This is a genomic window from Collinsella sp. AF19-1LB (assembly GCF_003459655.1).
Classification (GTDB): Bacteria; Actinomycetota; Coriobacteriia; order Coriobacteriales; family Coriobacteriaceae; genus Collinsella.
In genome coordinates this window covers 25,084-45,505 of the sequence record NZ_QRWO01000020.1, presented here as the reverse complement: position 1 = coordinate 45,505, position 20,422 = coordinate 25,084, and the positions used below count along the sequence as shown (strand labels likewise).

The window sequence follows — 20,422 nt, the reverse complement described above, 5'->3', positions numbered from 1 at the left end:
CATCAGATTGCCGCTCTGGGTCGTTTGCAGCGTCGACCTGTTACGCGGTTTGTCAAAACCGCGTAACTATTAAAGCTGGCGCAGGCCCTCTTCGAGGCCGGTCTTGCTGTCGGTCTTCTCGTCGCGCAGCTTGATGACGCGGGCGGGGACACCGGCCACGACGGCACCGGCGGGGACGTCCTCGACGCACACGGCGCCGGCGGCAACGACGGCGCCCTTGCCTACGTGCACACCCTCCAGGACCACGGCGTTGGCGCCGATCATGACATCGTCTTCGATGATGACGGGCGTGGCGCTGGCGGGCTCCACAACGCCTGCCAGCACGGTGCCGGCGCCGATGTGGCAGTTCTTGCCCACGGTGGCGCGGCCGCCCAGCACGGCGCCCATGTCGATCATGGAGCCTTCGCCAATGACGGAGCCGATGTTGATAATGGCACCCATCATGATGACGGCGCGGTCGCCGATCTCGACGCGGTCACGGATAATCGCGCCCGGCTCGATGCGGGCGTTGATGCCCTTGAGGTCGAGCATGGGCACGGCGGAGTTGCGGCAGTCGTTCTCCACATCGTAGTAATCGATGGAATCGGCATTGGCATCAAGGATAGCTTTGAGCTCGTCCCAGTCGCCAAAGACGGTCTTGCCGCGACGGCCGCCGTAGACATGTGCGTTGCCCCAGGCAACCTTCATGCCGGGTTTCTCACGCACGTACAGCTTGACAGGCGTCTTTTTGGGCGCGGTGGCGATGTAATTGATAATCTCCTGGGCATCCATCTCGGCTGCATTGCTCATTTGATGTCTCTCCTTTGGGTGGATTCGGTTGATACCTGGTTAGGCAAACATGACCTGGTCGAACGTATAGAAGCCAGGCTCGTGGGTGACGAGCTTCTGCGCGGCTGCCAGGGCGCCGTTGACAAAGATCTGACGGCTTGTGGCACGGTGCGTGAGCGTGACCTCCTCGTCCTGGCCAAAGAAACTTACTTCGTGCACGCCGGCGACGGTGCCGCCGCGCAGCGAGTGCATGCCGATCTCCTTGGGGTCGCGCGCTCCGCACATACCCTCGCGGCCATAGACGGGGTGGTAACCTGCCTCGGGCTCGGCTTCGACGACGGCGTCGAGCAACAACTTGGCAGTGCCGCTGGGGGCGTCGACCTTTTGGTTATGGTGTGTCTCGACGATTTCGCAGTCAAAGCCGGGCAGCTCGCGTGTGGCTTGCGCCACCAGATGGCGCAGGGCGGCGATGCCGATAGAGTAGTTGCCCGAGTGCATGACGCGGGCGTTCTGGCCCAGCTCGCGCAGGCGATCCATCTGCTCGGGCGTATAGCCCGTGGTGCCCGAGACCAACGCCGCGCCCGTGCGCTCGACATAGGCGACGACGGCATCGAAGGTCACGACGTTCGAGAAGTCGATGATGACGTCGGCTGCCGGGGCGTTCTCGAGCTCGGACAAGTCGAAGCCGATCTGGGCGACGATGTCGAAAACGGGCTGACCGGCGGCGTTGACAATGCCCCCGGCGGTAGTGCGGATGAGCGAGCCCATGCGGCCCGTTCCCATAATGACGGTCTTAATCAAGCAGACCAGCTCCCTTCAGAGCATCGGTAAGTGCGGAGCGCGTGTCGTCTGCCATGGGGCACAGCGGCATGCGATAGTTTGCCTCGATCATACCCATCTGGGCGAGTGCTTCCTTGACGGGGATGGGGTTGACCTCGCTAAAGAGGGCATTGATGAGCGGCTGGCCGGCAATCTGGATATTGCGGGCGCGCTCCACGTCACCGTCCAGATAGGCGCGGCACATGTCGTGCACGAGCTGCGGCTGAACATCGGCCCACACGCTGATGGTGCCCGAAGCGCCCAGGCTCATGAGCGGTACGGTAAGTGCGTCCTCGCCCGAGTACATACGGAAGTCGTCGGACAGCAGGTGGGCGATCTTGGCTGCGTAGGCGACGTTGCCCGAGGCTTCCTTAATACCCATGATGTTGGGGTGCGCGGCCAAGCGCTCTACGTTGCGCTCGCTGATGCCGCAGCCGCAGCGGCCGGGAATGTTGTACAGGATGCAGGGGATGTCCACGGCATCGGCGACGGTCTTAAAGTGCTGATAGATGCCCTCTTCATTGGCCTTGTTGTAGTAGGGGGTAATGAGCAGCAGACCGTCGGCGCCCAGGCCCTGGTAGGTGAGCGACTTGGTGAGCATGGTCTGCGTGGAGTTGGAGCCCGAGCCGGCGATGACGGGGATGCGTCCTGCAACTTGCTTGACCACTGCGGCGACAACGGAGTTGTCCTCGTCGTCGGTCATCGTGGCGCTCTCGCCGGTGGTGCCCAAGGTGAGGATGGCGTCAGTGCCGTTTTGCAGGTGGAAATCGATAAGGCGCTCGAGCGCGTCAAAGTCGACGCTGCCGTCCTTTTTAAACGGCGTAACAAGGGCGACGATTGAGCCCTCGAGATTGCGGATGTCCATGTTCTTCTCCTTCGCGTCCGCGATCTGGATGCGTTTGTTCCATTGAGCGGCGACTGTCAGGCGCTCGTCTTGGGCGCGACGGCGGGCACTTTCGGCGCGCGACTTGGCCAGCAGCTCTCGGCCGCTCGGCAGCACGTCGAGCGTGGCAAAATAATCGCCCGGGCGCTCGGCGCGGCGGATGAGGTCGGCTGAGCCATCGGGACGCAGCAGGACCTCGGCGGAGCGCAGGCGGCCGTTGTAGTTGTAGCCCATAGAGTAGCCATGCGCACCGGTGTCGTGAATCACGAGCAGGTCGCCCATTTCGATATGCGGCAGCTCGCGGTCGATGGCGAACTTGTCATTGTTCTCGCACAGATTGCCCGTGATGTCGTAGGTGTCTGTGACGGGCGCTGTGGTCTTGTCGTCGCCACCCGGCTGACCCATTACCGTAATGTGGTGGTAGGCGCCGTACATGGCAGGACGGATCAGATCGACGGCGCTTGCGTCGACACCGATATAGTCCTTGTAGATCTGCTTTTCGTGGATAGCCTTGGTGACCAGGCAGCCGTAGGGCCCCATCATAAAGCGGCCCATCTCGGTGCAGATGGCCACATCGCCCATACCGGCGGGAACCAGGATTTCGTCGTAGGCCGCGTGCACCCCCTCGCCGATGGCGTGAATGTCGTTGGCCTGCTGCTCGGGCAGATAGGGGATGCCGACGCCGCCGGACAGATTGATGAAGGCGACATGTGCACCGGTCTTGCGCTCCAGGCGCACGGCAAGCTCAAAGAGGATGCGCGCGAGCTTGGGGTAGTAGTCGTTGGTGACGGTGTTGCTGGCAAGGAAGGCATGGATGCCAAAATTCTCGGCGCCCTTGGCCTTGAGCATGCGGAAAGCCTCAAAGAGCTGCTCGGTGGTCATGCCGTATTTGGAGTCGCCGGGGTTATCCATGATGCCGTTGGAGAGCTGGAACAGGCCGCCCGGATTAAAGCGGCAGCTGACCGTCTTGGGGATGGGGCCCGCGACGCGCTCAAAGAACTCGATGTGGCTGATGTCGTCAAAGTTGACGATGGCGCCCAATTTGTCGGCGAGCTCAAAGTCCGCTGCCGGCGTGTCGTTGGACGAGAACATGATGTCGTGTCCCGTGATGCCCAGCGAGCGGGCGATCATGAGCTCGGTATAGCTCGAGCAATCGCAGCCGCAACCGTATTCGTTGAGAATGGAGATGAGCGCCGGGTTGGGATTTGCCTTGACGGCAAAGTATTCCTTAAAGCCTGGGTTCCATGCAAAGGCATCGCGCACCTCTTGCATGTTGCGGCGGATGCCCGCCTCGTCATATAGATGAAACGGCGTGGGGAACTGCTCGACGATATGCTCGAGCGTCTCCTTGTCCACAAACGGCTGCTTGGCCGCATATGCCTCGTTGGGGGTCAATGCCATGTCCCGTAAACCTCGCTATCCAGACGGCGCCATCTGCGCATCGAATCCGCATAGCGTGGACCCAATGTCCGGATAGCGCTCCCGCATTGCTGCAGACAGTCCTGCGGGTGTTTCCCGCAGGCCCACCAGGTTGTTCGTGCCCGAAAAGCCCAGTTCGGCGGGTTTCGCCTCCCCACGGGGTCAAAGCCTGCCGGCTCGCCCGCGGTTCTTCGTGCCCGCGCCTCTATCAAGTGGTAACGACCCTACCACGTTGCACTTTACCAAACAAGAGTATTCGTATATAACGTTTAAAAAATGCAGGGATATGCTGGAAACATGTGCGCCACAATCCTGTATCACAATAAGTTGCAACAGATGTGCCTCACGAAGGGATCCTCTATGACCGAGCTCCAAGAACTCCGTCGCTATCGCCGCGATCTCCATCGCATTCCGGAGCTCGATTTCGATCTTCCGCAAACCATTGCCTATATCGAGGGCGTGTTGGCACCGCTCGCTTGCGAGGTGACCCATCCGTGCCCCAGCTGCGTCTGCGCTTTCTTCGACGCCGGCGTTGGTGCCGCGCATGCCACGGCGATTCGCGCCGATATGGATGCGCTGCCCATTGCCGAGGCAACAGGGGCAGCGTTCGCCTCGACACATCCCGGCAAGATGCACGCTTGCGGACATGACGGACACATGGCCATGGCACTTGCCGCCGCGACGTATGTCGACCGTACGATTCGCGAGCAGCCGGGCGCCATTAGGCGCAACGTACTCTTTGTGTTCCAGCCGGCCGAGGAAACGACAGGTGGTGCCAAGACGGTATGCGAGAGTGGTGTGTTCGAGCGCTATGGGGCCGACCGCATTTTTGGCTTCCATGTGTGGCCCGATCTGCCTGCCGGCACGTTGGCGAGTTGTTCCGGTCCGCTGCTGGCGCGTTCGAGCGAGACGCATATCCATATTCACGGTACGAGCATCCACATCGCTAAGACCTATGGTGTGCCGGTTGGGGAGTCGCACGATGCCGCGTTGGCGGCAGCGAAGTTTTTGGTTGCCGAGCGCGAGCTGATGGACGAGCTGGGCACCGACGAGCCCTGTATCGGTAAGTTTGGTCTGCTGCAGGCCGGTACCGTCTGCAACGCGGTGGCGGGGGAGGCCCATGTTGCCGGCAGCCTGCGTGTGTTTACGGACGACATGTTCGACCGTGCGCGTGAGGGTGTGCGCCGCGTGCTTGATGAGGCATGCGCCGCAACGGGCTGCGCATATGACCTCGATTTTGCCGAGGGCTATCCGCCGGTCGACAACGACCCCGAGCTGTTTGCCAACATCATGCCTGCCTTGCCCGAGCTGCAACTTGTGGACGAGCCGCTGCTGATCGCCGAGGATTTCGCGTTCTATCAGCGCCATCTGCCGGGCGTGTTTTTCCTGCTGGGTACGGGTATGCCAGAGGACCAAGACAACCCGAGTGATTCGGATGGCTGCCCCGCTTATGCCACAAGCGCTCTGCATACCGATAGCATGCTCTTCGACGAGGAGATTCTTCTCAAAGGCTTCGATGTCTACAAACGATTACTTTCGCTTGACTAAGGCGTGAAGGACTATTTGTTCTAGAAAACACGAACAAACGTACGATATAATAGAGATGTAAGTCTATAGAAACGTTTGACGTTACTAACGTAAGGCGATACTATGATTGCATCGTATATAGATGAGGATACCGAACGCTTTGCCATGGGTGTGCGGGTCAGGAGGTTCGTGCCCTTTGAGCGCGTTGCGCTGAGGAAGATTCGCCAACTGCAGGTTTGTGCTTCGCTTGATGATCTTCGCGTTCCGCCGGGCAACCGCCTGGAAGCTTTGAAGGGCGATCGTGCCGGTCAATATAGCATCCGTGTTAACGAGCGCTATCGGGTCTGTTTTGAGTGGAGACAGGAGATGGCTTGGAATGTCGAAATCGTCGATTATCACAAGTGATGAGACCTCGGCCGATTTGCTGTCGCCGGTGACCCCTGGTGAGCTTCTCAAAGAGGAGTTTCTTGTTCCCATGGGCATTTCTCAATATCGCCTTGCGAAAGAGACCGGGATTCCGGCTCAGCGTATCGGGCAGATTGTCTTGGGAAAACGTCGCGTGACGGCCGACACCGACCTCCGTCTTTGCCGTTATTTTGGCCTGACGGATGGTTATTGGCTGCGCGCTCAGGTGGCGTTTGACCTTGAGGTCGAGAAAAGGCGGATCGAACCGGAACTCGATAAGATCGTTCCTGTTCAGCAGGCCATCGCACTGTAGTGCTCAGAGATGATGGGGTGGCGCGGCGATGAAGCGACGCCGACAGTCTGCTGTATATAGTCCGGGCGGTTGCGGGTGCGGCTTGCTGCTGCTCCCGGTCATCGCTGTGAGCATTGGCGTAATGTTTGCGCTTGCCGGGTTGGCAGCAGCGGCACTCGTGTTGCTGATTGTGGCCATTGGCGTGACGATTTGGCTTTGCCGCAATCGCGAGCAACGCCGTGCCGACGGTAAAACCACTGTCGGCTGGGTCGTCTTCCTGATTATTGCGTACCCGCTGAGTGCCAGCTACCTGGTGTTCTTTGTCCTGTTGATGATCAGCGCCTTTACTGGGGAATCCGTAACGGTGGGTTGACGCGCTGCCAGCAGACGGTTGCGCAAAGTGCGTTTGCTCGGCGTTTGGATAACTGCATTGGCCGTTTACTGCAGCCTTAGCTCTCAGCTAATGAATTCAAGTTCAATCCTTTCTACGATGTGCTGTGTGCCGGCGCGGTAGCCGGATCGTAGGAAGGATGAATAATGGCAAAAGAGGGAAAGAAGCCGATCGGCAAGATTGTCCTAGGCGTCATCGTGGTGCTGGTTATCGTCGGTGCCGTGGGCTCTATGGGTGGCAATTCAACCGATTCGTCTGCGAGCGATTCGGCAAAACCTGCCGAGGCGACACAGCAGGCTGAGGAGCAAAAAGAACCGCAAGAACCGTATACCATTGCTGATGAGGCTGAAGACACCTCCAATCAGTTTGCCTATAAGATCACGGGCACGCTGACCAATAACACGGACAAGGAAAAGAGCTACATTCAGATTGAGTATGTTCTGTATGATGCCGATGGCAACCAGGTTGGAACGGCTCTTGCAAACACCAATCATCTGAAGGCGGGCGGCTCCTGGAAGTTCGAGGCGCTGGGTACAGTGTCTCCCGACCAGGTTGCTAGCTGGGAGCGTTCGGACGTAAGTGGTTTCTAGCATGTTGCATGCACTGGGGGAGGTGAAGCCGTATGCCCGATAAAAAGCTGACCGAGGAGTTGCTCAATGAGCTTCTCGATGCGCCGAACATCGATGGCTATATCAGGGAGCACGACTTTGCCGCCCCGTCGCTTTCGGACTACCTGAAGCAGCTACTGCAGGAAAAGGGCTTGGAGCGTTCGCGCGTGGTTCGCATGGCCGATCTCAATGAGACCTTTGGCTATCAGATCTTTACCGGCGCGCGTCATCCGAGTCGCAATAAGGTGCTGCAGATTGCCTTTGCGATGGCGCTGACGCTCAAAGAGACCAACCGTGCGCTGACGGCTGCCGGGGTAAGCGTCCTTAACTGCAAGGACCACCGCGATGCGATTATCATCTTTTGCATCGATCGCGGGTGCAGCCTCCAAAAGGTCAACGAGGAGCTGTATCGCTTTGGCGAGGAGACGGTGAGTTAGCGGCTGATATCTGAGCCGGTGGAGCTGTCGAACAACGATGCAAACGAACGGGGCGCGGATGCCATGGGGTGTCTGCGCCCTGCGCTATGATGGAGGCTATGGATACTCAGACCCCAACATATTCCAATGACGAGCTGACCGCAGCGCTTGCCGAGCACCTGGCGTCGCTCGATCGCGACGACAGCTATCGCGTGGAGCGTGTACTTAAGCGCTCGTCCGTTGAAACAACCGAGCTCGTGTACTTTGAAGGAACCGGCGGTGGTTCGCTCGGCCCCTTTGTCCGTAAGCGCATCGATGCTTCGGCTCAAATCGGTGGGGCATACGGGCGTCTGTTTGCCGCTCAGCGGGCAGGTAGGCGTTTTGAGCACCTGCCCAGAATCGTCGATTGTCGTCGTGCGGGCGACGAGCTCAACGTGGTTATGGAATACATCGAAGGGGAGACACTCGGGGCGCTGGTGGACCGTCTGGGAGCCACCCCCGATTATGCGCACGAATTGTATCCTGCCCTATGCGATGCCGTGGGCGAGCTCCACGCCGGTTTTGCGATGGCGGGGGAGACGTCGGCGCCGGTGATCCATCGCGACCTCAAGCCGTCGAATATCATCATGACAGGTGCCAACTATACGCCTGATGACGGTCTGACGTTTTCGTCGCTGGTGATTATCGACTTGGGGATCGCGCGCGTATGGCGCGATGGCGCCGATGCCGACACCATCAAGTTTGGGACACGGCCCTATGCGCCGCCCGAGCAGTATGGGTTTGGGCAGACGAGCGTGCGAAGCGACGTCTACGCACTTGGCGCCCTGTTGTTCTTCTGCTTGACGGGAGTCGACCCTAAACCAGGGCTCGACATGCGCGAGCAATGCGAGGCGCGTGGCATTCCCACCCCACTTGCCGATGTCATCTGCATGTCGATGGCGCTCGACCCGGCCAAGCGTTTTGCGAGCGCGGAAGCGTTGGGACGGGCGACGCGCGCGGCATACGATCTGAGTCGCCCCGTGCGGCCTCCTGCGCCTGCGCCTGTCCGTACTCCGGCCTCGGAGACGGTGTTGACGCCCCAAGGGCTCCAGAACCCCACAGGGCTTCCTAGGCCTGCCGCCTCCGCTGCATGCGGTTTGCTCTCTCGCGTTCCGGAGTCTCTGGGCGTATTTGGAATACGCTCGTCTGCTTCTCGCTGCTTGTGTTCTTTGCCGGAAGTCACTTTGCCGTCTTTCACCCCACGGGAGCAAACCAAAGCTACCCGACGTGGCTTCTCATAATCGAGTATTTTTTCTTTGTCGATGGCCTTATGGTGCTTATGCATTTTGCGCTGCTCGATAAGCGCCGTCTTCGTCGGCGATTCGCACTGCTCGACAGCTATCGCGGCAAGAAACTCGCGAAACTCTGGCTCAAGGCATTGGGTGTGCTGCTCCTATGCATGATCGTCATAGTCGCGGTTGCCAATGCGACCGGCGTTGTCGATACCTCCGCTACCTAAAAGAAAAGGGCCCCATTGGGGCCCTTTGCAGTTGCACTTAGATGCGGTTCATCTGAGCGGCGACTTTGTTGTACCAGTCCTGCCACGTGGGCGGGCAGTACTTTTTGGCCGCAGCCGGGGTAAGGGTGGAGCCGTAGTTGGCGCCCAGATAGGCAACGTGAGCGGAGATGCCCTCGCTCCAGCTGCCAAAGCTGCGCCAACCGCCGCCACGTGCACTCCAGCCCCAGGCGTTATAAGAATTGGCGCAATAAGCACCCTTGGTGCTCTCGATGCAGGCGATGGCGGGGGACCAACGGGGGTCGACACCGGTATTCCAAGCGGCGACGGCAAAGTTATAGCCCTGGCCTGCCATAGGGGAGCCGGCGAGATAATTGTCGATGCGGCTCGTCCACTCATTAATGAACGAATCGTAATCGGAGCTACCGGTATTGGAGTTGTTCACCGTGGTGTCGATGGTGGTGTTGGTGTTGGTGGCCTGGCTGCTGGAATTGCTGCCGCTTACGCCCTCGCCCGAGAGCTTCTCGGCGGCAGCGGCCTTATCGGCCTCAAGCTTGGCAAGCTCGGCGGCATTTTCCTGCTCGGCTTTTGCCTGTGCCTCGCTGCGGAGCTGCTGGGCCTGTGCCAGCGCATCCTCGGCGTTTTTCTGCTCCGCCTCAAGCTGAGACTTGGCCTGCTGGAGCTCGGCCTTGTTCTGCTCGAGTTCGGTTTGCATGCTATTGAGCTCTTCGATCTCGTCGACGCTCGAGCTCGTGATCTGGTTGGTGTATTTGCAGGTCGTGATGAACTCACCCAGGCTCTGCGCGTTGACCAGGAAGCTCACGATGGGATTGGTGCCCTTCTGATACTTGTACAGATCGCGCATGGCAGAGCTTGCCTTGGCCTGCTGCTCGGGAAGCTTAGCCTCGATTTCCTCGATGCTTGCCTCATTGGAGTCAATCTGCTTTTGCAGGTCATCGAGTTTGGTGCGGGCGTCGTTGTAGGCGCTCGTGGCGGCTTCGATCTTCTGCTGGGCTGCGGAAAGCTGGTCCTGCGTTGCCTGCGAGGCGGCATACGCCGCAACGGGGGAGAGCATCGGCGAGGCCGTCAGCGCAACGGCGAGCGCGGCGCTCGTGATGATACGAGCCGGCTTCGACGCAATGAGCGCTGCGGTGCGATGATTCGAATGCTGCATCCAGTCCCTCTGCAATCAATCGTAGGTTATGGTTCGAACGGTATTCTACTACTGCTTTCGACCTCAACTTGAACCTTAAAGGTTCCAAAGGGTCAAGTTGAACTTGAGGCTTTGGCTTTGACCTGCAGTTATGATGAATTGTTGAGAAACCATAGAGTTCAACTTTAACGTTACGGGGGCCTGTTTAAGAGGAACTTTGGGCTGTAAAAGCTATCTCAACGTGGGGTTTTACAACTACAGCGTGCCCTCCTGGCGAGCCTGCTCAATCTCTTCGAGCGCCTCGGCGGGGGTGAACGAGCAAGTGCCGTCGCCGAGCTTGACCACCTGGATTTCGTCGCCGGTATGGACCTCTCCGCCCTTTAGTACCACGCCGAAAACGCCCTCGTGGGGAAAGATGCAGTCGCCGGCGAGATAGTAGATGGCACAGCGGGTATGGCAGACTTTGCCGATCTGACTGATTTCGACGAGTACTTCGCTGCCGAGCTTGAGCTGCGTGCCCAAGGGGAGTGAGAGCAGGTTGATACCCTGGGTGGTGAAGTTCTCGCCAAAGTCGCCCTCGTGCACATCGAGCCCGCGCGCCTGCGCCGTCTGGATGGACTCCGCGGCTAAAAAAGAGACCTGGCGGTGCCAATGTCCGGCGTGCGCATCGGTAGCGAGGCCAAATTGCTCGATGACGGTGTCGCGTCCATCGGCGACGGGCGACTTGCGAGTGCCTTTGTGCTCCGACGTGTTGATTGAGACGATACGGGCAGGCCCGTTGTAAGCATCGTTTGCGGTGCGTAGGGGAGCTGCCGTCTGGGCACGATCCGCAAGTTCGCGCTTGGCGGCGTCAATGATGGGGTTGTTGATCGGATGAGCCTGGGGCACGGTGCACCTTTCGACGGGGCGGGCAACATGTTGAATCCTACAACAATGGTAGGTTCATTGCCCATTGTCATACAACGGTGAGCGCCGTCTTTGTGCTGGCCTTCGTGCTGGACGATTACGTCGATTGCCATAGATACGGTGGAGCTTTGGGCGTCGGCGGCTTGGCACGCTAGAATAAATCAGATGCGCAAAGACCGCCCGTTGTGTGGGCAGTTCATGATAGGAAGTTTCCATGGCATTGCAATTTACAGAGCGCGAGTTCATTCCCGTGCTGCTCGGTGGCGACATCAACGCCTATTCGGTGGCGCGCGCCTTCTACGAGGAGTACCAGGTCAAGAGTCTGGTCTTTGGCAAGTACCAGACGGGTCCCGCGTACCGCAGCCAGATTATCGACTACACGCCCAACGTGGATATCGATACCATGCCCGTGATGCTCAAAACCGTCAACGGCATTGCCCAAGCGCATGCCGATAAGACGATTGTCCTTGTGGGCTGTGGCGATAACTATGTTGCCCTCGTGGCTCAGGCCAAGGATGCCCATGAGTTGGCGGATAACATCGTCGCGCCTTACGCTCCCTACAGCATGCTCGAGCAGTGCCAGAAGAAGGAGATCTTCTACGAGCTGTGCGAGAAGCATGGCGTGCCTTATCCGCATACCTTTACCTTCACCATGGCGATGCTGAACGACCAAGGCGAGGCACCTGCCGAGGTGCTCGACCAGATCGATTTTCCTTACCCGATGATTCTGAAGCCTTCTGACGGCATCATGTGGTGGCAGCACGAGTTCGAGGGCCAGAAGAAGGCCTATGAGATTGCCGACCGCGCCGAGCTGGAACAGGTCATTCGCGATTCGTATGCCAGCGGCTACACTGACGACCTGATCTTGCAGGACCGCGTGCCCGGTAACGACGAGTACATGCGCGTGCTCACCAGCTATTCCGACCGCAACGGCAAGGTGCGCATGATGTGCCTGGGCCATGTGCTGCTCGAGGAGCATCAGCCCCACGGTGTCGGCAACCATGCCTGTATCATTACCGAGCCCAACGACGAGCTCATGGACGGCGTGCGCAAGTTGCTCGAGGACCTTCACTTTGTGGGCTATTCCAACTTTGACGTTAAGTACGACGAGCGCGACGGCTCGTTTAAGTTCTTCGATTTCAACACGCGCCAGGGCCGCAGCAACTACTACGTCACTAACAGTGGCTTTAACGTTGCCAAGTATGTGGTGGACGAGTATGTGTTCAACCGTCCATTTGAGCCGGAGTTTGTGACGGCTCAGGACGAGGCCCTGTGGATGGTCGTCCCCATGGGCGTCGTCGACAAGTACGTCAAGGATCCCGAGCTGCGCGCTAAGGTGCATCGTCTGGACAAGGAGGGCAAGGGCGCCGACCCTTCGTTTATGAAGGGCGACTTTGTCTTTAACCGCTGGCTGCGCATGTGGCACACCAAGCTGCGCCACTTCAAGCTGTTCAAGACGTATTACAAGTAGATGAGCGCGGCGCCCGTCCGGTTTGCATCGGGCGGGCGCGGGTATGATACGCGCAATTGCGCAAGCGTCACCAAGGAGGCGGCGATGGAAAAGCTGGGAGTTATCGGCGGCATGGGCGCCGAGGCCACGTCGTATTACTACGACCAGGTGGTGCGCCACACGGCTGCTGCCTGCGATCAGGAACATATCGACATGGTGGTGCTCTCCAAGTCGACCATGCCCGACCGCACGTTGGCCATTAAGACCGGCGAGCATGCCAAGCTGCTGGCGACCATGAAAGAGTGTGCCCAGGCACTCGAGTCGCTGGGCTGCGCGCACATTGCCATTCCCTGCAACACGTCACACTACTTCTACGATCAGATCCAGTCGTTTACGAAGGTGCCGATTATCCACATGCCGCGTGAGTCGGTGCGCTATGCTCTGGCCGGTGCGGTGATGGGGGAGTGCGAGTTCGACCCCAACCTGAGTATGCCGGCCGAGCCGGTGCACAAGATTGGCATCATGGGCACCGACGGAACCGTGGGCGCGGGCGTCTACGGCCGCGAATGTAAGGCTGCGGGTGTTGAGGTCGTCTATCCCAGCGAGAAACGTCAGAACGATGTGATGTCGCTTATCTACGATGATGTGAAGGCCGGACGTGAGCCCGATATGGATAAGTTCGACCGCGTGATGTGGGAGTTCGCCCGTAGCGGCTGCGACCGCGTCATTCTGGCCTGCACCGAGCTCTCGGTGCTGCAAAAGTACCGAGAGATGCCCGAGATCACCCTCGACGCCATGGATGTCCTGGTGCGCGAATCCATCATCCGCAGCGGCGCCCCCTACCGCCTCTAGCTTCCGACCCGCCAAAAAGGGACAGGTTAATTTTGGTAGGTTTTATCTGGTGAAACAGTAAAGGCCTCGGCTCGTTTGGTGCGAGCCGAGGCCTTTTGCGTTGGGCGGTTGCTGTCGGTGGTGAACTAGAACAGGAAGCCGATGGCGATGAGGGCGATGCTGACGATGAGCACGGCGATGTCCAGGCCCTTGATGGGGTAGCGCTTGTACGAGCTGGCGCGCGTACGCAGATAGAAGCCGCGCTGTTCTGCCGCCAAGGCTGTGGCATCGGTCTTGCCCACGCTTGAGATGAGCAGCGGCACGCACAGTGGCAACATGAGCTTAAGCTTCTTGATGGGGTTCTTGGTGTCGTACTCGACGCCGCGTGCGGTCTGCGCCTCCATGATGGCATTCATCTCCTGACCAAACACCGGCACAAAGCGCAGCGCCGTGGTAAAGGTGAAGGCATAGCGATACGGCACGTGCAGCACCTCGACGCAGGCGTTGGCAAGGTCGTTGAGCTTGGTCACCATGAGCATGAGGATGAGTGGTAACGCCACACCCAGCAGGCGCAGGCAGGCCTTCGATCCTGTGATGAGGCCCGTGTCGGTGATAAAACCCCACACCACGTTGCCATCGCGCATAAAGGCCAGCTGGAGCACCAGCATGATAAGCGCGAGCGGAATCAGCAACTTGAGCAGCGAGAACAGACGGTCGACGACGCCGGCATAGGCACCCAGTGCAAGGGTGAGTGCCAAAAAGCCCAGCAGCGCTACGTAGGTGTCGGACAAGAAGATGCCGACGATGATGGCAGCGGCGAGGCCCAGTTTGACGACGGGGTTCAGGCGATGCAGCAGCGTATCGCCCGGCATGTAGTCGATGACGTTAACCACGGTGGACCATCTCCTTGGTAATTCGAACGACATCGGTGACCTCGCTCACCTGCGCAAAAGCGGGCGAGACGGAAGATGCCAGACGGCGCGAGAGTTCAATAACCTGGGGAGGCTCCACGTAGGCATGCTGCATGAGTTCGATGTTCGAGAATAGCTCGTGCGTGCGGCCGCGGTCGAGGATGCGACCGTCGGCCATCACCACAATGCGCTCGGCAAAATCCGAGACGACTTCCATATCGTGGCAGACCATGATAACGGCGCAACCGCGCTCGGCCATGGTGCGCACCGTTTCCATGACGGTCATGCACTCGCGGTAATCAAGGCCGCTCGTGGGCTCATCGAGTACGACGATCTTGGGCTCAACCACTACGACGGAGGCAAGCGCCACCATTTGTCGCTGGCCACGCGAAAGCGAGAACGGCGCCTCATCGGCAGGCAGGCCAAAGCGGTCGATGACGAGTTGGGCACGACGCAGAGCCTCGGCACGGTCCATGCCGCCAAGCTCCAGGCCAAAGGCGACCTCGTCGAGCACGGTGTCCTTGCAGATCTGGCGGTCGGGGTTTTGGAAGAGGGTCGCGACCTCGCGAGCGATGCGGCTCGTGGGAACGGCTGCGGTATCCAGTCCCGTGACGCGCACGCTGCCCGAGGCGGGCTTAAGCAGGCCTATGAGCAGTTTGGTGAGCGTGGTCTTGCCGGCGCCGTTTTGGCCGACGATGCCCACGAGCTCGCCAGGATAGAGCGTCAGGCTAAGGTCGCGTACGGCGGCTCCACCATTGGGATAGGCAAACTCAACATGGTCGAAGGTGAGTACGGGTTCGGCGTCCTTGGCATGAGGACGCAACGACGGTGCATGCGGGGAACCGGCGGGCGCCTGGGCTTCGATAGCCGCGTGTGCGGGGTCGACGATGCCCGAAATCAGGCGCTCGGCCTCATCGACATCCAAGCAGGGGGTGCCGCTTACCAGGCCATCGGCCTCGAGGCTATTGAAGATACGCGTGACGCGAGGGCAGTCGACGCCGATGGCACGGAGCTCGTCGGTATGCGCGAAGACCTCGTGTGGCTCGCCCTGCAGCGCGATTTCGCCATGGTTGAGCACGAGCACGCGGTTGCAGTACTCCGAGAGCAGGGCGACCTTTTGCTCAACGACGACGATGGTGATTCCAAGTGCGCGGTTTGCCTCACGCAGCGTCTCGAAGACCAACGTGGAGCTAGCGGGGTCGAGTGCCGCGGTGGGCTCGTCGAGAACCAAGACGCGCGGACGCATGGCGAGGATGGCGGCGATGGCTACCTTTTGCTTCTGTCCGCCCGAGAGGGTGGCGATCTCGCGGTCGCGCAGGTCGCTGATGCCGACGGTCTCGAGCGTTTCGCTCACGCGCCGCTCGATCTGGTCGTGGGGAACGCCAAAGTTCTCGAGGCCAAAGAGCATCTCGTCCTCGACGACCGAGGCGACCATCTGCGTGTCGATATCCTGCAGCACACTGCCGACGATTTGCGACACGTCGGTCAGCGAGACCTCGCAGGTGTCGTGGCCGTCAACCATGACGGACCCAAAGAACGTGCCGGTGTAGTGGTGGGGCACGGCACCCGACAGGCAGGCGGCAAGCGTGGACTTGCCGGCGCCCGAGGGCCCGATGATGCCGATGAAATCTCCCTTGTTCACGCTGAGCGAGATGTGGCTGAGCGCCTGCTCGGTCTGCGTGCCATAGGAGAACGAGACATCGTCGACGTTGATGATCGTTTCCATGGATACCTTTCATAGTCATTGGGGACGTTCTTAAATGACCAGTCGTTTAAGAACGTCCCCAAGAGCTCGTTGTTTGGGACAGTCTTTACCGATGGGGCACTGTGGGTTAGTTGAGCCTAAGGGCCTTCTGGATGGGCAAGTAGAGGGCGCCGACCAGAATGGCGTTAAAGACGGCGGTCATGGCGACGACGGGCAACATGGCGGCGGCGAGCTCGCCGACCACGCCGAGCATGGCCATCTTGATGACCATGAAGATGACGCCGGAGACAAAGGTGGTCAGGAAGGTTGCGACAATGGCGATCGCGGGCTTGACCTGACCGTTCTTGCCGGCGGCGTTGACGATGCCGGCCATGAGCATGGCGGCGATGCCCTCAGCGGCAAAATCGACGAACGGCGAAGCGGTGGTGATCTGGATTACGGCAGCCGAGATGAGGCCAATGACGAGCGCCTGGCCGATGTTGGGGCGAACGACCAGGATGGTGAGGCAGAAGGCCGAGATGATGAACTCGGGGCTGATCATGCCGCCCGAGATGCCCGAGATGGCCTTGCCGACGGTGAAGTTGAGGATGAAGCCGGCAGCGAGCAGGATGGCGAGCAGGACGAGAGCACGGACGTCGAGTTTGCCGCGGTCGGCGGTCTGGACGGTGCGGGGCTGGGCGGCGGTGGTGTTCTGAGACATGGTGAAAATCCTTTCGGAATGGGGGTGCAAGAGAAAAGCGGAGGCGCGTGATGCGAATGCGATCGGGCTCGAGATAGAAAAAGGCCCCCGGTCGAAACCGGAGGCCTTCCAATCACCTAGAGCGCAAAAACAGGCGTGAGGGACTCACTGTCGACCGATCGTATTCGCATCACGCCACCACCAGTTGTTGAGAGACTTCATCGTGTTCTTCATGTTGGTGGCTCCTTTCGTGATACCGTGGCACGGTCGCACCTAGTTGCTGTTGCGCTGCACTATAGCACAGCGAAGTGCGTGCGGGGAAATCTTTTTTGAAAAGATTTCAGGCGGGTTTCCCGCCGGTCAAAAGAGCGGGCTGGGCGGGCGAGGCTGCCATTGCTGCCTTGCCCGCCCAGCTAAGACGTTACTCCTTATTGCGACGGTAGAGGAAGTAACCGCCCGCGGAGATGACGGCAACGCCAGCGATGGCGAATGCGGCCACCATGCGGCCATCAAAACGATCGCCAGTGGTGGGCAGGCCGCCCTTGGTGTTCGTCTTGTTAGTGGTTACCGTGGTCGTGGTGTCGGACTTGCTAGGCTTCTCAGGCTTGGCGGCTGGCTGCTCGGGCTTAGCGGGCTGCTCGGGCTTAGCGGGCTGCTCGGGGGTACCGGGCTGCTCAGGAGTACCAGGCTGCTCGGGAGTGCCGGGCTGATCCGGGGTGACCGGATCGGTGGCAAGAGCATCCTTGGCGTAGGTGATGGACACCTTGAGGCCGTTGGTCTCGGTGTTCAGGTCGCTTGGGGTGAAGGGCTGGTCGAAGTTTTCGGCCTTCTGATAGGCGCGCATCTCCTGGAGCAGTGCCTTGCACTTCTTGTAGGTGTTCTCGGTAGCAGCCTTGCCGGCCTTGTTGGCCAGGGCAGTGCGGCCCTCGGTGGTCGTCTCGGCCAGCATGGCGGTGTCGACTTCCTTGTTCTGCTCGATGAGCTCGTTCTGGAGCGCATCGAGGTAGGTGCGGACGCTGGTGGCGAATTGTGCGCGGTTCGCGAAGCAAAGCGAGTTGATGTCCATCAGGACGTAGTTAATGGAGTTCTCGGGCTCCTCGTTGTTCACGATGTCCGTCTCGCTGCAGTGACCATAATCAACGGTCTGGTCGCTGAAGTAGGGGCTGACTTCGGTCATCAGAGCGGAGTATAGCGGGATAGCGACGGAGAACTCGGCGCAGGAGAGCATCTCCCACTGGATGGTTGCAACCTCGGGGTCATAGCCCTTTCGAATCTGGAAGAGGTTGGCCTCGGCGTTGCGGTCGGAACCGATGCTGCTGACACCGTCAGTATTGGCATTAAGGCCGGGGACTTTTTCACCGCGGTTGCCGAAGGCGCGAATCAGCTCAAACGTGTTCCAGTCGGACTTGCTGGGCTGGAAGAACAGCGGCTGCATCTCATGAACCATGGCACCGAGCGTGACGTCATTCTTGTCCTTGTCCTTGACGATCTCGTAGTCGGTGCCCTCGGTCAGCGGAGCCATAAAGTAGTCACGGCCCTGGATATAACGCGCCCAAGAGCCCATGCCCGTATTGTTGATAGATACACCGTAGGTCTGGGCAACATCGAACTGTCCGTCTTCAAAGTACTTGGCGAAGCCCTTCTCTTCGGGCATAGTCTTGATCCCCTCAGAGTGGAGGCAGTTCTCAGGATCGTCAAGATTGACCTGGAAATTGAGGTTACTAATGTTGGGGTTGACCGAAGCGACGTCGTCGGTCAGCTTCATAGCGATCCACTGGTGGCCGGAAAGCGCGGCGAACAGCCAAGTTTCGGTGTTGTCGGCGATGACAATCTGGTCGTTGGAGCAGACGCCCTGCTCGTCAATTAGACTGCCGATAAGCTCGACGCCCTCGCGGGCCGTTGCGCTCTCGCCCAAGATGACGCCCGCGTAGCTGTACTCGCCGATGCCGGTATTTTTGACCTCGGGATTTGCTTTGTGGGCATGCTCGGTCGTGGGATCCGCTGCCTTGGCATCGTCGTTGTAGGAGGTGCTCAGTGTTGCGGAGCAGGAGACGCCCTTCTCATTGATGCCGGCCTCGGAGTAGGCATCCCAGCGTCCGTCCCACTCAGCAGGATGGTCGCGCACGTAGCTGTAACGATACGTAGTCTTGGTCGAGGTGTAGGAGAATCCGGACTCGTTCGAGCTGTAGGTATGACCAGGGCCATAAGAGGGCTCGATGCCATAGTGTTTGAGGTAACGAGTGCCAATGTCCTCGGTGCGGCCATAGTACGTGTTACCGTCGGCCGTAAGGTTCTTGCCCATGTACATCTGCGTGCAGGCGAGCGCAGATGTCGGCATGGACATGATGGTTGCAGCTCCAAAGGCGAGGCCTATGCCAAGCTTTTTGAGCGCGTTGACGGGGTGAGTTTTCCTCATTTTCCCTCCCAGCGTGCGAAAGCCCTCCGTTGCCAGAGGGCTTCAGCCAATAAAGACACCCCATTAGCGTAACGAACTGGAAACAATATTCATCTATGAAAGAAACTTACTCGATAAGCGTAATGAAATATGCGATGAGCGGTTAATTGTACTCAGTTTATAGCTTTACTTTAATAAAGACGCCCTGTAATTACTGTAGTCGAATAAAGTAGCTGGGAATGCCCGAAATGAAAATCCCCTGCTGTTTGGCAAATGCATAAACGGCAGGGGAGACGATAATTGGATGAATATCATACCAATGTAGATTTACTTCTTTCGGCGGTGAATCACGTTGATGGCGTAACCGACGAGCATGGCCAAGACGATGACAATAAAGCCGATCAGGGGATTGTCGTTCATGGGGTCCTCCTATTTTCCGAGCGGTGAGAATTCGTCGACGATGAGGTCGAGGCATTGCGGAAGCGCGCGGGCACCAAAGACGCCCGAGTTGCTGGAGATGATCTCGCCATCGAACTGCATGCCCAGCGACGGCGTGCAGGTGATCTTGGCTTCCTTGGTCTGGATGATCTTGAACTGCGGACGGCCGAGCAACTTGCCGGCGGGGTCGAGCGCGGCGGTGATCACGGTCGGGAGCAGCTGGACGGTTTTTACGGGCTCGATGACCGCGATGTCGACCATGCCGTCGTTCATGCGGCAATCGGGGAACAGGTTGATGTCGTTTTGAATGACCGAGGTGTTGCCGGCCATGCAGCAGATGCCATCGAGCTCCTCGACAATGCCGTCATGCTCAATCGTAAAGTGCGCTACCGTAGGGTTGGGCGTGGCGAGCGCAGAGAGGAAGTAGGCGATCTCGCCGATGTCGTTTTTGGTGGGGGCGGCCTTCATCATGATCTCGGCGTCGAAGCCCGAGCCGGCGATGATGATAAAGCCGTGGCGCTTCTCGTTGCCGTCTTCGTCGAGCCAAAAGAGCTCGCCCATGTCTACTTTGACCGTGCGACCGGCGCGGCAAGCCTTGGCAAGCGCCGCCGCCTCGGGGGCATTGCCGATGTTGTTGAAGAACAGGCAGGCCGTACCGGAGGGGAAGACGAGCGTGGGGACACCGCATCCGCGCATCTGGTCGAGCACGTTGGAGACAGTGCCATCACCGCCCGAAACGACCACGCGATCAAACTCGCGCACGTCTGCCACGGCGTCCTCGGGTTCCATGCCATCGCCGATAAAGCGCATCACGACCTCGTCGCCGCCCTGTGCAAGGGCGTGCGTGAATGCGAAGATTTCATCTGAGCTGGGGCCCGATGCCGGGTTGTGGATGATAAGGCAGCGCATACTTACGTTCCCGTTCTGTGAC

The 20,422-nt window shown here is 59.3% G+C and carries 20 protein-coding genes and 1 riboswitch; of the genes, 10 read left to right on the top strand and 10 right to left on the bottom strand.

The window, feature by feature from the left end:
* Positions 1 to 69: 69 nt before the first annotated feature.
* Genes dapD through dapA form a run of 3 tightly spaced genes read right to left on the bottom strand, consistent with a single transcriptional unit; the run spans position 70 to position 3,871 of the window.
* Positions 70 to 789 (bottom strand): 2,3,4,5-tetrahydropyridine-2,6-dicarboxylate N-acetyltransferase, encoded by a 720-nt coding sequence (dapD, locus tag DWX39_RS07200; RefSeq protein WP_117759048.1) that lies wholly within the window; start codon positions 787 to 789, stop codon positions 70 to 72.
* A 39-nt stretch (positions 790 to 828) separates the two neighbouring features.
* Positions 829 to 1,569 (bottom strand): 4-hydroxy-tetrahydrodipicolinate reductase, encoded by a 741-nt coding sequence (gene dapB, locus DWX39_RS07195; protein WP_199411463.1) that lies wholly within the window; start codon positions 1,567 to 1,569, stop codon positions 829 to 831.
* On the bottom strand, positions 1,562 to 3,871 hold the full coding sequence (gene dapA, locus DWX39_RS11245; RefSeq protein WP_117759047.1) for a 4-hydroxy-tetrahydrodipicolinate synthase: 2,310 nt from the start codon (positions 3,869 to 3,871) through the stop codon (positions 1,562 to 1,564). The genes dapB and dapA overlap by 8 nt, the downstream gene beginning before the upstream one ends.
* Before the next feature lie 65 nt (positions 3,872 to 3,936).
* Positions 3,937 to 4,105, bottom strand: a riboswitch (Lysine riboswitch).
* 144 nt (positions 4,106 to 4,249) lie between these two features.
* Between dapA and DWX39_RS07185 the strand changes: the two genes are divergently transcribed.
* The 8 genes from DWX39_RS07185 (at position 4,250) to DWX39_RS07150 (ending at position 9,026) form a co-directional block, all read left to right on the top strand.
* On the top strand, positions 4,250 to 5,437 hold the full coding sequence (locus DWX39_RS07185) for an N-acetyldiaminopimelate deacetylase (RefSeq protein WP_233506200.1): 1,188 nt from the start codon (positions 4,250 to 4,252) through the stop codon (positions 5,435 to 5,437).
* Positions 5,438 to 5,539: 102 nt separating this feature from the next.
* A complete protein-coding gene (locus tag DWX39_RS07180) occupies positions 5,540 to 5,821 on the top strand; it encodes a type II toxin-antitoxin system RelE/ParE family toxin (RefSeq protein WP_117759046.1) in 282 nt (93 codons plus the stop codon).
* A complete protein-coding gene (locus DWX39_RS07175) occupies positions 5,793 to 6,134 on the top strand; it encodes a HigA family addiction module antitoxin (protein WP_117759044.1) in 342 nt (113 codons plus the stop codon). Before DWX39_RS07180 ends, DWX39_RS07175 begins: the two co-directional genes overlap by 29 nt.
* A gap of 28 nt (positions 6,135 to 6,162) precedes the next feature.
* Complete coding sequence (locus DWX39_RS07170; protein WP_117759042.1) at positions 6,163 to 6,486, top strand: hypothetical protein; 324 nt, start codon at positions 6,163 to 6,165, stop codon at positions 6,484 to 6,486.
* 164 nt (positions 6,487 to 6,650) lie between these two features.
* The gene (locus DWX39_RS07165; RefSeq protein WP_055309781.1) at positions 6,651 to 7,094 is read left to right on the top strand and encodes an FxLYD domain-containing protein; all 444 of its coding nucleotides are present in this window, start codon (positions 6,651 to 6,653) and stop codon (positions 7,092 to 7,094) included.
* 32 nt (positions 7,095 to 7,126) lie between these two features.
* The gene (locus tag DWX39_RS07160) at positions 7,127 to 7,549 is read left to right on the top strand and encodes an XRE family transcriptional regulator (RefSeq protein WP_117759040.1); all 423 of its coding nucleotides are present in this window, start codon (positions 7,127 to 7,129) and stop codon (positions 7,547 to 7,549) included.
* Between the two features lie 98 nt (positions 7,550 to 7,647).
* Complete coding sequence (locus DWX39_RS07155; RefSeq protein WP_117759038.1) at positions 7,648 to 8,808, top strand: protein kinase; 1,161 nt, start codon at positions 7,648 to 7,650, stop codon at positions 8,806 to 8,808.
* 29 nt (positions 8,809 to 8,837) lie between these two features.
* Entirely contained in the window at positions 8,838 to 9,026 is a 189-nt protein-coding gene (locus tag DWX39_RS07150; RefSeq protein ID WP_117759036.1) for a hypothetical protein, read from the top strand.
* A gap of 37 nt (positions 9,027 to 9,063) precedes the next feature.
* Here the strand turns inward: DWX39_RS07150 and DWX39_RS07145 are convergent, their stop codons facing one another.
* Positions 9,064 to 10,197 (bottom strand): glucosaminidase domain-containing protein, encoded by a 1,134-nt coding sequence (locus DWX39_RS07145; RefSeq protein ID WP_117759034.1) that lies wholly within the window; start codon positions 10,195 to 10,197, stop codon positions 9,064 to 9,066.
* Positions 10,198 to 10,431: 234 nt separating this feature from the next.
* Positions 10,432 to 11,064 carry an MOSC domain-containing protein gene (locus DWX39_RS07140; RefSeq protein WP_199411461.1) on the bottom strand — a complete coding sequence of 211 codons (633 nt, stop codon included), beginning with the start codon at positions 11,062 to 11,064 and terminating at the stop codon, positions 10,432 to 10,434.
* A 232-nt stretch (positions 11,065 to 11,296) separates the two neighbouring features.
* Here DWX39_RS07140 and DWX39_RS07135 point away from each other — a divergent pair, with 232 nt between their 5' ends.
* Both DWX39_RS07135 and DWX39_RS07130 read left to right on the top strand, forming a co-directional pair.
* Positions 11,297 to 12,553, top strand: a complete 1,257-nt coding sequence (locus DWX39_RS07135) for an ATP-grasp domain-containing protein (protein ID WP_117759032.1) — start codon at positions 11,297 to 11,299, stop codon at positions 12,551 to 12,553.
* An 84-nt stretch (positions 12,554 to 12,637) separates the two neighbouring features.
* Positions 12,638 to 13,384, top strand: a complete 747-nt coding sequence (locus DWX39_RS07130; RefSeq protein ID WP_040358337.1) for an aspartate/glutamate racemase family protein — start codon at positions 12,638 to 12,640, stop codon at positions 13,382 to 13,384.
* Positions 13,385 to 13,509: 125 nt separating this feature from the next.
* On the opposite strand, the gene DWX39_RS07125 is transcribed toward DWX39_RS07130, so the two are convergent.
* From DWX39_RS07125 to DWX39_RS07105, 5 genes are all read right to left on the bottom strand, one after another.
* Positions 13,510 to 14,256: an energy-coupling factor transporter transmembrane protein EcfT gene (locus tag DWX39_RS07125; RefSeq protein ID WP_022094111.1), complete on the bottom strand. Its 747-nt coding sequence runs from the start codon at positions 14,254 to 14,256 to the stop codon at positions 13,510 to 13,512.
* Positions 14,249 to 16,000 (bottom strand): ABC transporter ATP-binding protein, encoded by a 1,752-nt coding sequence (locus DWX39_RS07120; RefSeq protein WP_117759030.1) that lies wholly within the window; start codon positions 15,998 to 16,000, stop codon positions 14,249 to 14,251. Before DWX39_RS07120 ends, DWX39_RS07125 begins: the two co-directional genes overlap by 8 nt.
* 106 nt (positions 16,001 to 16,106) lie before the next feature.
* Complete coding sequence (locus tag DWX39_RS07115) at positions 16,107 to 16,679, bottom strand: hypothetical protein (RefSeq protein ID WP_117759028.1); 573 nt, start codon at positions 16,677 to 16,679, stop codon at positions 16,107 to 16,109.
* Between the two features lie 400 nt (positions 16,680 to 17,079).
* Positions 17,080 to 19,074 carry a C69 family dipeptidase gene (locus DWX39_RS07110; protein WP_117759026.1) on the bottom strand — a complete coding sequence of 665 codons (1,995 nt, stop codon included), beginning with the start codon at positions 19,072 to 19,074 and terminating at the stop codon, positions 17,080 to 17,082.
* A gap of 408 nt (positions 19,075 to 19,482) precedes the next feature.
* Entirely contained in the window at positions 19,483 to 20,400 is a 918-nt protein-coding gene (locus tag DWX39_RS07105; protein WP_117759024.1) for a diacylglycerol kinase family protein, read from the bottom strand.
* Between the last annotated feature and the right edge of the window lie 22 nt (positions 20,401 to 20,422).

Coding starts and splice junctions, on each gene's coding strand:
- DWX39_RS07165 (WP_055309781.1), top strand. CDS start 6,651: ATGGCAAAAGAGGGAAAGAAGCCGATCGGCAAGATTGTCCTAGGCGTC.
- DWX39_RS07170 (WP_117759042.1), top strand. CDS start 6,163: ATGAAGCGACGCCGACAGTCTGCTGTATATAGTCCGGGCGGTTGCGGG.
- DWX39_RS07180 (WP_117759046.1), top strand. CDS start 5,540: ATGATTGCATCGTATATAGATGAGGATACCGAACGCTTTGCCATGGGT.
- DWX39_RS07120 (WP_117759030.1), bottom strand. CDS start 16,000: ATGGAAACGATCATCAACGTCGACGATGTCTCGTTCTCCTATGGCACG.
- dapA (WP_117759047.1), bottom strand. CDS start 3,871: ATGGCATTGACCCCCAACGAGGCATATGCGGCCAAGCAGCCGTTTGTG.
- DWX39_RS07160 (WP_117759040.1), top strand. CDS start 7,127: ATGCCCGATAAAAAGCTGACCGAGGAGTTGCTCAATGAGCTTCTCGAT.
- DWX39_RS07115 (WP_117759028.1), bottom strand. CDS start 16,679: ATGTCTCAGAACACCACCGCCGCCCAGCCCCGCACCGTCCAGACCGCC.
- DWX39_RS07185 (WP_233506200.1), top strand. CDS start 4,250: ATGACCGAGCTCCAAGAACTCCGTCGCTATCGCCGCGATCTCCATCGC.
- DWX39_RS07105 (WP_117759024.1), bottom strand. CDS start 20,400: ATGCGCTGCCTTATCATCCACAACCCGGCATCGGGCCCCAGCTCAGAT.
- DWX39_RS07145 (WP_117759034.1), bottom strand. CDS start 10,197: ATGCAGCATTCGAATCATCGCACCGCAGCGCTCATTGCGTCGAAGCCG.
- DWX39_RS07110 (WP_117759026.1), bottom strand. CDS start 19,074: ATGAGGAAAACTCACCCCGTCAACGCGCTCAAAAAGCTTGGCATAGGC.
- DWX39_RS07175 (WP_117759044.1), top strand. CDS start 5,793: ATGTCGAAATCGTCGATTATCACAAGTGATGAGACCTCGGCCGATTTG.
- DWX39_RS07130 (WP_040358337.1), top strand. CDS start 12,638: ATGGAAAAGCTGGGAGTTATCGGCGGCATGGGCGCCGAGGCCACGTCG.
- DWX39_RS07155 (WP_117759038.1), top strand. CDS start 7,648: ATGGATACTCAGACCCCAACATATTCCAATGACGAGCTGACCGCAGCG.
- DWX39_RS07150 (WP_117759036.1), top strand. CDS start 8,838: ATGGTGCTTATGCATTTTGCGCTGCTCGATAAGCGCCGTCTTCGTCGG.
- DWX39_RS07135 (WP_117759032.1), top strand. CDS start 11,297: ATGGCATTGCAATTTACAGAGCGCGAGTTCATTCCCGTGCTGCTCGGT.
- dapD (WP_117759048.1), bottom strand. CDS start 789: ATGAGCAATGCAGCCGAGATGGATGCCCAGGAGATTATCAATTACATC.